Origin of the sequence: Muricoccus pecuniae (assembly GCF_014199205.1) — a bacterium.
Classification (GTDB): Bacteria; Pseudomonadota; Alphaproteobacteria; order Acetobacterales; family Acetobacteraceae; genus Roseomonas; species Roseomonas pecuniae.
Genome location: NZ_JACIJD010000006.1, coordinates 179,966 through 192,739, shown reverse-complemented (window position 1 = coordinate 192,739; position 12,774 = coordinate 179,966). Strand labels below are relative to the sequence as shown.

General features: G+C 73.6%; 11 protein-coding genes and 1 pseudogene. 6 read left to right on the top strand and 6 right to left on the bottom strand.

Annotation, left to right across the window (positions count from 1 at the left end; translation table 11 throughout):
• The first annotated feature begins 138 nt into the window (after window positions 1-138).
• From FHS87_RS08605 to FHS87_RS08590, 5 genes and pseudogenes are all read left to right on the top strand, one after another.
• Window positions 139-1,155, top strand: coding sequence for an ABC transporter substrate-binding protein (locus FHS87_RS08605; protein WP_184516363.1), 1,017 nt, complete (start codon window positions 139-141; stop codon window positions 1,153-1,155).
• A 27-nt stretch (window positions 1,156-1,182) separates the two neighbouring features.
• Window positions 1,183-1,410, top strand: a pseudogene (locus FHS87_RS24600) (sigma-70 family RNA polymerase sigma factor); the annotation flags it as partial.
• A 46-nt stretch (window positions 1,411-1,456) separates the two neighbouring features.
• The gene (locus FHS87_RS24450) at window positions 1,457-1,732 is read left to right on the top strand and encodes a sigma factor-like helix-turn-helix DNA-binding protein (RefSeq protein WP_184516360.1); all 276 of its coding nucleotides are present in this window, start codon (window positions 1,457-1,459) and stop codon (window positions 1,730-1,732) included.
• A complete protein-coding gene (locus FHS87_RS08595; RefSeq protein ID WP_221299684.1) occupies window positions 1,729-2,418 on the top strand; it encodes an anti-sigma factor in 690 nt (229 codons plus the stop codon). Before FHS87_RS24450 ends, FHS87_RS08595 begins: the two co-directional genes overlap by 4 nt.
• Window positions 2,419-2,517: 99 nt before the next feature.
• On the top strand, window positions 2,518-3,297 hold the full coding sequence (locus FHS87_RS08590) for a DUF4394 domain-containing protein (RefSeq protein WP_184516357.1): 780 nt from the start codon (window positions 2,518-2,520) through the stop codon (window positions 3,295-3,297).
• 48 nt (window positions 3,298-3,345) lie between these two features.
• Here the strand turns inward: FHS87_RS08590 and FHS87_RS08585 are convergent, their stop codons facing one another.
• The 3 genes from FHS87_RS08585 to FHS87_RS08575 all read right to left on the bottom strand — a co-directional run bounded on the left by FHS87_RS08585 (window position 3,346) and on the right by FHS87_RS08575 (window position 7,443).
• Window positions 3,346-4,059: a metallophosphoesterase gene (locus FHS87_RS08585; RefSeq protein ID WP_312861928.1), complete on the bottom strand. Its 714-nt coding sequence runs from the start codon at window positions 4,057-4,059 to the stop codon at window positions 3,346-3,348.
• Between the two features lie 130 nt (window positions 4,060-4,189).
• Window positions 4,190-4,900 carry a ligase-associated DNA damage response endonuclease PdeM gene (gene pdeM / locus FHS87_RS08580; protein WP_184516351.1) on the bottom strand — a complete coding sequence of 237 codons (711 nt, stop codon included), beginning with the start codon at window positions 4,898-4,900 and terminating at the stop codon, window positions 4,190-4,192.
• Window positions 4,897-7,443, bottom strand: coding sequence for a ligase-associated DNA damage response DEXH box helicase (locus FHS87_RS08575; RefSeq protein ID WP_184516348.1), 2,547 nt, complete (start codon window positions 7,441-7,443; stop codon window positions 4,897-4,899). Before FHS87_RS08575 ends, pdeM begins: the two co-directional genes overlap by 4 nt.
• Before the next feature lie 85 nt (window positions 7,444-7,528).
• Here FHS87_RS08575 and rmuC point away from each other — a divergent pair, with 85 nt between their 5' ends.
• Complete coding sequence (gene rmuC / locus FHS87_RS08570; RefSeq protein ID WP_184516345.1) at window positions 7,529-8,950, top strand: DNA recombination protein RmuC; 1,422 nt, start codon at window positions 7,529-7,531, stop codon at window positions 8,948-8,950.
• A 62-nt stretch (window positions 8,951-9,012) separates the two neighbouring features.
• Here rmuC and FHS87_RS08565 read toward each other — a convergent pair whose 3' ends face one another.
• The 3 genes from FHS87_RS08565 to pcaDC are packed head-to-tail and all read right to left on the bottom strand — an operon-like array spanning window position 9,013 to window position 12,757.
• Window positions 9,013-10,263 carry an alpha-hydroxy acid oxidase gene (locus FHS87_RS08565; RefSeq protein WP_184516342.1) on the bottom strand — a complete coding sequence of 417 codons (1,251 nt, stop codon included), beginning with the start codon at window positions 10,261-10,263 and terminating at the stop codon, window positions 9,013-9,015.
• Complete coding sequence (pcaB, locus tag FHS87_RS08560) at window positions 10,260-11,609, bottom strand: 3-carboxy-cis,cis-muconate cycloisomerase (protein ID WP_246418237.1); 1,350 nt, start codon at window positions 11,607-11,609, stop codon at window positions 10,260-10,262. Before pcaB ends, FHS87_RS08565 begins: the two co-directional genes overlap by 4 nt.
• Complete coding sequence (pcaDC, locus tag FHS87_RS08555; protein WP_184516339.1) at window positions 11,606-12,757, bottom strand: bifunctional 3-oxoadipate enol-lactonase/4-carboxymuconolactone decarboxylase PcaDC; 1,152 nt, start codon at window positions 12,755-12,757, stop codon at window positions 11,606-11,608. The genes pcaB and pcaDC overlap by 4 nt, the downstream gene beginning before the upstream one ends.
• Window positions 12,758-12,774: the final 17 nt, after the last annotated feature.

Sequence of the window (12,774 nt, the reverse complement as noted above, 5' to 3'; positions counted from 1 at the left end):
CGTACGGGTGGGGCGAGAAGTTCCGGGGCTGCGGCCCTGGCGCCGCGCCTCCCGCCCGTGGCATCACCCAGGGCATCGCGCATCGGCGCGGGCATCGGGCCCGCGCAGGGAACCGGCATCGAAGGACGGAGGCCACCCATGGGCACCAGGTACCGCATCTCCAGGCGGAGCTTTCTCGCGGGCGGCACCGCCCTCAGCCTCGTCCCCGTGCCGGGCGCCCGCGCCTCCGCGCAGGTGCTGGACAAGGTCGTGTTCCAGACGGACTGGCGCGCCCAGGCCGAGCATGGCGGGTACTACCAGGCGCTCGCCGCCGGCATCTATCGCCGCTACGGCATTGACTGCGACCTGCGCCAGGGCGGCCCGCAGCTCAACCCGGCGCAGATGCTCGTGGGCGGGCGCGCGGACATGATCATGTCCAACCCCTTCCAGGCGCTGAACTACGCGCGGGACGGCATCCCCTTCCTCTGTATCGGTGCGATCTTCCAGAAGGACCCCGTGATCCTCATGACGCATGAGGAAGCGGGGATCGAGGGCTTCGAGGGGATGCGCGGCCGCCCGATCTCGATGAGCGCGGCGGGGCGGGTGACGCACTGGCCCTTCCTGCGCAGCCGCTTCGGCTTCGACGACGGGCAGATCCGCCCGAAGGCCGTGAGCCTCCAGCCCTTCATGGCGGACCGGGGCGCGATCTACCAGGGCTTCGTCTCCTCCGAGCCCTTCACCGCCATGCAGGCCGGCGCGCGGCCGCGCGTGCACCTCCTCGCCGATGCGGGCTACGAGGCCTACAACACGACAATCGACGTCTCCGCCCGCATGGTGGCGGAGAAGCGCGACCTCGTGCAGCGCTTCATCGACGCGACCGTCGAGGGCTGGACCGAGTACATGAAGGGCGCGGATATCGGCGCCGCCAACGCCCTCATCCGGCGGCAGAACCCGGAGATGCCGGAAGATCTCCTCGCCTACGGCCTGCGCGCCATGAACGAGCGCGGCATCGTCCGCTCCAACGAGGCGCTGACGCTCGGCATCGGTGCGATGACGCATGAGCGCTGGGGCCGCTTCTACGCCATCATGCGCGAGACCGGCGTCTATCCCGCGGGGCTGGACATCCGGCGCGGCTACTCGCTGGACTTCGTGAACCGGAAGATCGGAGTCGGCTGAGCCGCCGGCGGCGCGAGGGGAGGGTGCATGGCTGACACGAACCCCGCGCCCGATGTCGCGGGACTCATCCGCGGCGTCGCGGCAGGGGAGGCGGGGGCGCTGCGGCGGCTCTACGAGGCCCAGGCCTCGCGCCTCTTCGGCATCGCCATGGCCATCCTACGCGACCGCGACGCGGCGGCGGACGCGCTGCACGACACCGTGCTGAAGATCGCTGCCCGCGCCGGCGGCTTCGATCCCCTGCGCGGCGAGGCCTTGGCCTGGCTCGGCACCATCGCCCGGAACGCGGCGCTGGACCTCGCCCGTGCCCGCGGGCGCGAGACCCCGACCCGACGATCCCGGCCTCGGCGACGGGGCGGTCCACCCGGAGGCGCTGGACCGCATCGCGACCGCCCAGGAGTCCCTGCGCCTGCGGGACTGCCTCGCGGGGCTGGAGCCGCGCAACCGGGACGGCATCCTGCTCGCCTTCGTCCACGGCCTCTCCCACGCCCAGATCGCGGCGCGGCTGGACGAGCCGCTGGGCACGGTGAAGGCCTGGATCCGGCGCGGCCTCGCCCGGCTGAAGGGGTGCCTCGCATGATCCCCGCCAATCCCGAGGGGCTGGACGCCCTCGCCGCCGAGCACGTGCTCGGCACGCTCGACGCGCGCGGGGCGGAAGAGGTGCGGCGCGCCCTGCCCTTCAACCCGGCGCTGCGCGAGGCGGTGGCGGAGTGGGAGGCGCGGCTCGCGCCGCTGACGGAACTCGCGCGCCCCGAGCCGCCCCCCGCGGGCCTGTGGGAGCGGATCGAGGCCTCGCTCGCCGCCCCCCAAACCCCCGCCGCGCCGGTTCGCCCCCTGCGCCCGCCGAGGCTGTGGCAGGCCTGGGCCGGGGGCGCGACGGCGATCGCGGCGGGGCTGGCCGCCTTCATCCTCCTCCGCCCGGCCGAGGCGCCGCGGATGATGACCGTGCTCCTCAGCAGCCGGGACCAGCCCGCCTGGCTGGTGGAGGCGGAGGGCGGCGGGCTGCGCCTGGCCAGCCTCAATCCCCGGCCGGTGGAGCCCGGCCGCGTGCAGCAGCTCTGGGCCCTGCCGCCTGGCGCCACCGTGCCCGTCTCCCTCGGGCTCGTGCCCGAGGGTGGGCAGGCGCGGGTGGCGCCCGGCCTCGTGCGGCCGGAACCGGGGATGCTGATCGAGATCACCCTCGAACCGCCGGGCGGCTCGCCCACCGGGCGGCCGACGGGGCCCATCCTGTTCATCGGGCGGCTCGCCGCGGCGGCCCCCTCCTGACCCCTCGCGTCACCGTGATGGCGCCCGCTGCGTCCGGCAGGCGCCGCGCTCCGTAGCGCTGGGCGGGGCAAGGCGCCCCGCTCAGATCAGGAGAGACGCATGACCCCCTCCATCCGCCGCCTTGCCCTTGCCGGCGCCGCCCTCTTCGGCCTCACGGGCATGGCCGAGGCCGCCACGCTGGTCGGCCTGACCGCCGATGGCTCGCTCGTCCGCATCGACACGGAGACGCGCCGCGCGAGCGCGCCCGTTCGCGTGCGCGGCGCGAACGGCGCGCTGCTCGGCATCGATGTCCGTCCGAAGGACAACAGCCTTTACGGCGTGACCGAGAGCGGCCAGATCGTGACGATCGACCCCATGACAGGCGCCGCCACGGGGGTGAGCCAGCTCAGCGAGCGCTTCGATGCCGGTGGCCGCGCGGTGGTGGACTTCAACCCCGTCGCCGACCGGCTGCGGCTGATGGGGGTGTCCGGCGTGAATTTCCGCGTCAACGTGGACAACGGCCAGGTCGCGCGCGACGGGCAGCTGAAGTACCAGACCGGCACGTCGCTCGCGGAGACGACCCCGCGCATCACCGCCGGGGCCTATACGAACAGCATGGCCGGCGCCCAGCAGACGGCGCTGCTGACGATCGACGGGGTGCTGGGCCAGCTCAACCTCCAGGCCCCGCCGAACGATGGCGTGCAGCAGGTGCGCGGCACGATCGGCAACGGCGTGTCCTCGACGGCGGCCTTCGACATCCTCTCCGAGGGCGCGACCAACACCGGCTACCTGCTCGCCGGCGGCATCCTGCACAGGATCGACCTGGAGAAGGGCAGCCCGACGCCGATGGGCCCCGTCGCCGGGAGCGCCGAGGTGATCGACATCGCCGCGATGCGGTGAACCCCGTGCGGCGGCGCCATCCGCGCGCCGCCGCTCAACCCGCGCGGGTCACCAGGGCAGGTCCACCCAGGAGAGGTGGCCGCCCTTTCCCGCGCCGGTATCCATGAAGACCGCAGCGCCCCCGGCGGCGCCGACCTGCATGAAGGGGCGCCCGTTGCCGCTCCGCACCTCGTGGCCGCAGTAGATGGTGAAGCCCTGGGGGATGCGGTCCACCCAGTCGTGCAGGCGCTCGGGATAGCCGTCCTCGCGCATGCGGCTCGTCACCTGCCCGAAGAGGGCGCGGGGGACGAGGCCTTCCGGCTTGCGCGCCCCCGCATCGGGAGGCGGGGCGGCGTGGAGCATGCGGGGGTGGAAGCCGCCATGCACGAAGACGCGCTGGTCGATCCGCAGCCAGGCCGGGGCGCGGGCGATCTCCTCCACCGCGCGGCGGCGGAGCGCCTCCGCATCCCGCGCGGCGTCGATCTGCTCCAGCGTGCGGCCGAGGCCGTTGGGCTCGATCCGCAGCGGCGCCCCCTCCAGCGCGCGGCGCAGCTTGTGGTCGTGGTTGCCCAGGAGGAAGAGGCCGCGCCCCTCGGCCCGCAGCGCGAAGGCGCGGCGCAGCACGCCGGGCGCGTCGGACCCGCCATCCGTCAGGTCGCCGAGCTGGATGAGGAAGAGGCGCTCCGCCGCGGCGCCGTCGACCGCCGCGTGGAAGGCGTCCGCGTCGCCATGGACATCGCCGACGACCCGGATGCCCTCGAAGCGGCCCCGCGGGTCCTTCACGCTCCCGCCCCCTCCGGCATCCTGCCGCACCCGCGAAGCCCTCCCCTCGCCCCCGCCTTTTCGGGGAAGGGGCGCGGGGGCGTGCGAAGCAACTCCCGGTCCGCGGCGCGGGGGGAAGGCTCGGGCGCGGTCATGCGGGAAGCTCGGCCCGTCGTCGCATCGGCGGCAGCGGCACGCTGAAGAGCCGGTCCGTGCCGAGCAGGAAGACGCGCCCGCCGCGGGGGAAGAGCCCGCCCAGCGCGGGGTCCCGCACGTCCAGCCCGCCGGTATAGGCGCCGAAGGCGGGAAGGATGACGCGGCGCGCATCAGTGGCGAAACAGGGGCGGGTGATGCCGCCCGCGCGGGTGGCGAGGGTCGCCTTGGGGTGGAAGTGACCGCTCACCTCCCCGCCTGCGCCGGGCCGCGGCCCGCGCGGATCGGCCTCGTGGCGGAAGGTGAGGGGGCCGTCCGCGAGGAGGTGGAGGGCGAGGCCGGGCAGGCCGGGCGGCGCCACGGGGTCGTGGTTGCCCAGCACCCAGACGGTCTCCTCCACCGAGGCGAGGATGCGCCCGAGGGCGGCGCAGTCGGCCGGCGCCATGCGCTCGCAGCCGCCGGCATCGTGGAAGCTGTCCCCGAGCAGGATCAGCCGCGCCGGGCGGTGGCGGCGGACGGCGAGGGCGAGCTTCGAGAGGGTCTCGCGCGTGTCGTAGGGCGGCACGAAGGCCCCGCGCGCGGCGAAGTGGCTGCCCTTCTCCAGATGCAGGTCGGAGACGACGAGGCTGCGGCGGGCCGGCCAGGCGAGGATGCCCATGGGATCGAGCATCAGCCGCTCGCCCGCGATGTGCAGGGGAGCGGGGATCACGTCGCCAGCCCCCTCGCGCTGCGGCTGACGCGGCGGGCAGGGGGGCGGCGTCTGTTCTCTCGTCTCGGACGGTCCACCACTCCCGAACGCACGCGGACGCCCTCGGTCACCTCGGCCAGCACGTCGGCGAAGTGCTCGGCCCCGCCGGTCGCCTCGTCCACCAGCGCGGCGGCCTCGGCCAGCAGCGCGTCCTCCGCCCCGCCGGCCACCCATTCCCGCCCCTCCTCGATCAGCGCGGGGACGGCCAGGGGCGAGACGCGGTCCAGCCGACGCACCCGGATCGCCCCCTTGATACGGGAGAGAAGGGTCGCGATGCGGCCGACATCGGTGAGGCCATGGGCGGCCTCGGCGCGGGTGGCGCGGAGGAGGATGTGGTCGGGCTCGTACTTGCGCAGCACGTCGTAGATCAGGTCCGAGTTCATGGTCATCTGTCGGCCGGACTTCTCCTGGCCCGGGTGGTTCTTCTCGATCAGCCCGGCGATCGTCGCGATGTTGCGGAAGGTGCGGCGGAGCATGGAGGATTCCGCGATCCACTCCTCCAGCTCCTCGCCGAGGATGTCCTCCTCGAAGAGACGCTCGGGGTCGTCGGGCTCGAAGGCGCTCCAGGTCGCCAGCACGTAATCCGTGCCGAGATAGCCCATGGGCCCGTAGCCCAGACGCTCCATGCGCTTCGTGACGAGCATCCCCAGCGTCTGGTGGGCGAGGCGCCCCTCGAAGCAGTAGGCGACCATGAACCAGCGGCCGCCCTTGGGGAACACCTCCACCAGCATGCCATCCCGCTGCGGCAACTCGGAGCGGCGCTGCTGCAGCCGCAGCCAGTCGCGCACGGGCTCGGGCAGCGCGCGCCAGCGCTTCGGGTCCGCCAGGATGGAGCGAACGCGGAAGGACAGGTTGGTCGAGAGCGGAAGGCGGGCGCCGGCATAGGCGGGCACGCGCGGCTCCCCCTCGCCGCCGCGGGTGACGACCATGGTGAGGGCATCGATCCCCTCGTAGCGGAGGGTCTGCCCGGCGAAGATGAAGCAGTGGCCGGGCTCCAGCGTGGAGGCGAACCACTCCTCCACCTCCCCCAGCACGGGGCCGCCGCGCAGCCGCACCTTCAGCATCGGCGTGTCCACGATGGTGCCGAGGTTCATCCGGGCCTGCCGGGCGACGCGGAGGTCCCGCACATGCACCATTCCCTCGGAATCCCTGAACAGTCGGCGGAAGCGGTCATAGGCCCGGAGCGCGTAGCCGCCATCCTCGACGAAGCGCAGCACGTCGTCGAAGTCCCGGCGGGTGAGGGTGGCATAGGCCCCGGCGCGCGTGACCTCGGCATAGAGGTCGTCGGGGTGGAAGGGCGCCTGGCAGGCAATGGCAAGGATGTGCTGGGCGAGCACGTCCAGCCCGCCCGGGCGCGGCGCGTCGCCGTCCAGCTCATGCGCGCGCACGGCCTCGGTGGCGGCGACGCACTCGATCACCTCGAAGCGGTTGGCGGGCACGAGCACGGCGCGGGAGGGCTCGTCCATCCGGTGGTTCGCACGGCCGATGCGCTGGAGCAGGCGCGACACGCCCTTGGGTGCGCCGACCTGGATCACCTGGTCCACCGCGCCCCAGTCGATGCCGAGGTCGAGCGAGGCGGTGGCCACCACCGCCCGCAGCTTCCCCGCCGCCATCGCCGCCTCCACTTTCCGCCGCTGCTCGATCTGGAGCGAGCCGTGGTGGAGGGCGATGGGCAGGTTGGCGTCGTTGAGCTTCCACAGCGCGGCGAAGATCAGCTCCGCCTGGGCGCGGGTGTTGACGAAGACGATGGTCACGCCGGCCCCGCCGATGCGCGCCAGGATGCCGGGGGCGGAGGCGATGCCCATGTGCCCGCCCCAGGGCAGGTGCCCCTCGGGCAGCATGAGATCCATCACCGGCTCCGCGCCGCCGCGCCCGAGGACGAACCGCACGTCCTCCGCCCGCGCCGTCGGGGACAGCCAGGCGCGCAGCGCCTCGGGATGCGCGACGGTGGCGGACAGGCCGACGCGCCGCAGACCGGGCGCCAGCGCGTCCAGCCGGGCCATGAGAAGCGAGAGCTGGTCGCCCCGCTTGGTGCCGGCCATGGCATGCGCCTCATCCACCACCACGGACCGCAGCCCGGCGAAGAGGCCCGGTGCGTCCGGGTTGGCGAGAAGGACCGCGAGGCTCTCCGGCGTGGTCAGCAGGATCTCCGGCGGCGTCTCGCGCTGGCGGGCGCGGCGGTTCTGGGGGGTGTCGCCCGTCCGCGTCTCGATGCGGATCGGCAAGCCCATTTCCTGCACGGGGTCCATTAGGTTGCGGGCGATGTCCACCGCCAGCGCCTTGAGCGGCGAGACGTAGAGGGTGTGCAAGCCCTCCCGCGGGGCCTCGTGCAGTTCGACCAGCGTGGGAAGAAAGCCCGCCAGCGTCTTGCCGCCGCCCGTCGGCGCGACGAGGAGGGCGCTCTCGCCGGCGCGCGCGGCCTCCCAGAGGGCCAACTGGTGGGGGCGCGGTGTCCAGCCGCGCGCGGCGAACCAGCCCGCGAAGGGTTCCGGCAATGTTCCCATGGGCCCCTGCTATATGGCATGCATCCCGCGCGGTGCGAGTGCTGCGCCGCAACCTCTTGATCTCCGAGGCACCTTTATGGCCGAAATGTCAGGTCCACTCCTCACCGTCCTGGCCGGGCTGGCATTGCTGGGGGTCGTCCTCCTGCTGATCCGCCGCCCCTCGGGCGGAGGGGAAGCGATGGCGGCGCTCTCGGGCAAGCTGGACGCCCTGGGCGCCGCCCAGGACCGGCAGGCCGCCGCGGCCGCCGACCGCGCCGCCGCCGCCGAGCGCGCCATGGCGGACCGCCTCGCTGAGGCCCGCCACGCGACGGACGCGGCGCTGGCCGCCCAGCGCGAGCGGCTGGGCGCGACGGAGCAGGCCCTGGCCGACCGCATCGGCGAGGCGACCCGCGCCATGGCCGAGGCGCTGGCCGCGCAGGGGCTGGCGGTGGCCAACAGCACGGCCGCCCAGAACGAGCGGCTGGCGGCGCAGGAGAAGGTGCTCGCCGAGCGCCTCTCTGCCTCCAGCCTCGCGCTCACGGAGACCCTGGCCAGCGCGCTCTCCTCCCAGAACGAGCGCCTGGCCGCACAGGAGAAGGCGCTGGCCGACCGGCTGGCCGCGACCCAGGAATCGCTCGGCGCCGCCGTGGCCGCGCAGAACGACAGGCTCTCGCGCGTCCTCAACGAGAACGCGGTCAAGGCGGAGGAAACGGCGGGCCGCATCCACGAGCGGCTGGCCGTGATCGATGCGGCGCGGGCGAACATGGAGGCGCTGGGCGCGCAGGTGGGCAGCCTTGCCCAGATCCTGGGCAACAAGCAGTCCCGCGGCGCCTTCGGGGAGGTGCAGCTCCGCCAGATCGTGGAGGATCGGCTGCCGGCGGACGGCTTCTCCTGGCAGCACACCCTGGCCAACCGCACGCGCTGCGACGTGCTGATCCGCCTGCCGCACCCGCCCGGCCCGATCGCCGTGGACAGCAAGTTCCCGCTGGAGGCCTGGCTCGCCGCCCGCGACGCGGCGGACGACGCCGCCCGCATCGCCGCGACCAAGCGCTTCGCCGCCGATGTGACGCGCCATGTGGACGATGTGGCCGGCAAGTACATCTGCCCCGGCGAGACGGCCGAGGGCGCGCTGATCTTCGTGCCTTCAGAGGCGATCTACGCCGATCTCCACGCCGCCCACTCCCCCGTGGTGGACGCGGCGGCGCGGCGGGGCGTCTACATCGTCTCGCCCAGCACCATGTGGGCCGTGCTCGGCACCATGCGCGCCCTGATGCAGGACGTGCGCATGCGGGCGGAGGCCGGGCAGATCAAGAACCAGGTGGCTGAGCTGATGAAGGATGTCGGCCGGCTGGATGACCGGGTCACGAAGCTCCGCAAGCACTTCCTCGACATGCAGAACGACGTGCAGCAGATCGAGATCACCACGGGCAAGATCACCCGCCGCGGCGTCGCGATCGAGGCGGTGGAGCTGACCGACCTCCCCGCCCTGTCCGGCCCCGCGACCGCCTTGGCGCCGGCGGCCGACTAGAAGACCCTGGAGGGGACCGGCACGGCGGGGCGGTGCCGCCCGCCGCCGATCCCCTCCCGCCCTCACATGGGCGGCACGCCGCCGACGCGCACGAGGTGGTGCATCCCGACCTCGTCCGGCCGCTGGACGCCGAGAAGGGCGAGGTTGCGGTCCACCTCGGAGGAGAGGATCTCGATCCCGTGCCGCACCCCGGCCTCCGCGCCCACGGCGGCGGCATAGAGGAAGGGGCGGCCGACGAAGACGAAGTCGGCACCGAGGGCCATCGCCTTCAGCACGTCCGAGCCGCGGCGGATGCCGCCATCCATCATCACCACCATGTCGCCGGCGGCGGACTTCACCTCCGGCAGGGCGCGGAAGGCGGAGATGGCGCCGTCGAGCTGGCGGCCGCCATGGTTGGAGACGATGACGCCGTCCACCCCCTCCTCATGGACGCGGCGCGCGTCCTCCCCGTGCAGGATGCCCTTCACCACCAGCTTGCCCTTCCAGCGCTGCCGGATCTGGGCGAGGTGCGACCAGTTCAGGTGGTCCCGCGCGCCGAAGTCGCGCTCCACGTTGCGCGCGATAATGGGGGCGCCGCGGGTCGCGTAGGAGTTCTCGAAATGCGGCATGCCGTGGTGGCGCAGCGTGCGGAACATCGTGTCCCACAGCCAGCGCGGGCGGATCGCGCCGTCCCAGGCGAGGCGCAGCGTGGGCTTGAGCGGGGTGGAGAAGCCGCTGCGGACATTGTTCTCGCGGTTGCCCATGGTGGTCACGTCCACCGTCAGGACCAGGGTACGGAAGCCCGCCGCGGCCACCCGGTCCACCAGCGCCGCGATCCGCGCGGGCTCGCCCGGCAGATAGGCCTGGAACCAGCTGTCCGGCGCCTCCCGCACGACCTCCTCCAGCGGGACGAGGGAGGAGCCGCTCATGATCATCGGGATGTTCGCGTCCCGCGCCGCGCGGGCGAGGACGAGGTCGCCGCGATAGGCCATCATCGCGCTGATTCCCATCGGCGCGATGCCGAAGGGCGCGCTGCACTCCCGCCCGAAGAGGGAGGTGACCATGCTGCGGCGGGAGACATCGACGAGGTAGCGCGGGCGGAAGGCCCATTCGCCGAACACGCCGCGGTTGTCCTTCAGCGAGGAATTCGTCTCCGCCGCCCCGGCGATGTAGCCGAAGAGCGGGCGGGGCAGCTTTCGGCGCGCGGCGGGCTCGAAGTCGTCGAGCGCCAGGACGGAGCGAAGGCGGCGCGGCAGCCCCGTCGAGACGCTGCGATAGACACTCTTGGCGGGCGGGGGAACCGGCGCGGCGCCGTTCCCGTCGGGCGGGCTCATGATAAGCGCTCCAGGACGCGGTCCACGAAGAGACCTGCGCTACCGAGATAGGTGGAAGGATCAGTGAGGCGGGCGATCGCCCCGGCGTCAAGGCGGTTCGATACGGCCTCGTCACGCCCCAGGGCCTGGGCGAGCGGGATCCGCTCGGCCAGGGCGAGGTCGCATGCGTGGTGGACGGCGTCATGCGCCGCGCCGCGGCCGAGCATCGGGGCGAGACCCATCATCACCGCCTCGGCCATGATCGCGCCGCCCGTCGCCTCCAGGTTGCGCCGCATCCGGGCCGCGTCCACCGTCATGCCCTCGGCGATCTGGCGGGCCTGGTCCAGGGCGCCGGCGGTCAGCAGCATCGCCTGGGGGATGGCCAGCGGCTCGGCCTGCCAGGGGCCGGTGCCGCGCTCGTGATCGAGCGCCATGGCCGACATCACCTGGGGCACCAGCGCGTGAACCCCGCGCGCCTGGGCGAGGACGTACTCGCAGGCGATGGGGTTGCGCTTCTGCGGCATGGTCGAGGATCCCCCGCGCCCGGCCTCGTGCGGCTCGAACACCTCGGCCACCTCGGTCTGCATCAGCAGCATCACGTCCGTCGCCATCTTGGACAACGTGCCGCAGAGGATGCCGCACCAGCACACGGCCTCCGTCACCGTGTCGCGCGCGACGTGCCAGGGGATTTCCGGCACGGCGAGGTCGAGTTCCCGCGCCAGCGCCTCCGCCACGGCCGGTCCGTCCTCGCCGAGGGAGGCGAGGGTGCCGACCGCGCCGCCGAACTGCACGCGCAGGAGGCGGGGCAGCAGCGCGTCCAGCGTCTCCCGCGCGTTGATCAGGGGCGAGAGCCAGACGGCGCACTTGTAGCCGAAGGTGACGGGGAGCGCGTGCTGGAGATGGGTGCGCCCGGCCATCACGGTGTCCCGGTGCTCCCGCGCGCGGGCGGCGAGCGCCGCGATCGTCGCGTCGAGGTCGCGACGGAGGATAGCGAAGGCGTCGCGCAGGGCGAGGACGAGGGCGGTGTCGAGGATGTCCTGGGTGGTCGCGCCCCAATGCGTCCAGCGCGCGGCATCCTCCCCCGCCAGGGCGCCGAGCTGCTTCACCAGCCCCACCACGGGATAGCCCGTGTTGCGCGTGGCGGCCGCGAGTCCGGGGAGGTCCAGCCGGTCGGCCCGCGCCGCGGCGGTGATGGCGCGCGCTGCCTCCTCGGGCACGATGCCCAGCCCTGCCTGGGCCCGGGCGAGCGCCGCCTCCACGTCCAGCATGCGCTGGAGCAGGGCCATGTCGCCCACGGCGCCGCGCATGGCATCCGTGCCGTAGAGGACGCCCCAGACGGGGCTGTCCGCCGGATTGACCGCGCTCAAGGCGCCCCCTCCATATCGGCCAGGATTTCCTTCGCGATCTTCAGCGCGTGGTTGGCCACGGGCACCCCGGCATAGGCGCCGACCTGGAGCAGCACCTCCGCGATCTCCTCCGGCGTCACGCCCGTGTTCCGGGTGGCGCGGACATGCAGCCCGAACTCGCCCTCCCGCGCCAGCGCCGCCGTCACGGCGAGGGTGAGGAGGGAGCGCGTGTGGCGCGGCAGGCCCGGGCGCGTCCAGATCTGCCCCCAGACATTGCGCGTGATGTAGTCCTGGAAGGGCGCGTCCAGCGGGGTGATGTTCGACCCGGCGCGGGCGACATGCGCCTCGCCCAGCACGGCCTTCCGCACGGCCATGCCGGCGCCGTGAGGGTCCTCCGCGGGGTCGCGGAGCAGATGGGCCTGGAGGGCCGCAATGATCGGCTCCGCCGCCTCGAAGGTCGGGATATGGGAGACGCCGGGCAGGACGGTGAGCGTGCTGCCCGGGATGGCGTCCCGGATCGCCTCGGCGGCGGAAACCGGGGAGGACTGGTCGAGCTCGCCGACCACGACCGCCGCGGGGCCGCGAAGCCGTCCGGCCAGGGGCTCGGCGCGTGCGTCGCGCAGGGCGGCGCAGCAGGCGGCGTAGCCCTCGGGCGGGGTGGCGAGCAGCATGGCCCGCAGCGCGCGGGAGGAGGGGAGGGCGGGGTCCACCACCCAGCGCGCCATCACGCCGTCGGCCACGGCAGCCATGCCGCCCGCGCCCACCGCCTCGATCCGCGCCTGCCAGTTGGAGGCGGGCGGGAACTCCATGGCGGTGTCGAGGAGAAAGAGGGAGTGCACGCGCTCCGGCCGCGACGCCGGCATCTCCATCGCGATCCGCCCGCCGATGGAGATGCCGGCGAGATGGGCCGCCCCGATGCCGAGCGCGTCGAGCACGGCGAAGGCATCCCCGGCCAGGGCCTCCATCGTCGCCTCGCCCGGGACGGGTGGCGTCAGCCCGTGGCCGCGCAGGTCGAAACGGATCACGCGATGGGTGCGGGAGAGGGCCTCGGCCTGGGGGTCCCAGACATGCAGCCCCGTGCCGAGGCTGTGCAGCATGAGGAGCGGCGGCGCGCCCGGCGGGCCCGCGACCTGCACATGGACCGCGGCGTCGCGGACGGTGATGAACATCTCTTCCCCAGTCCCTC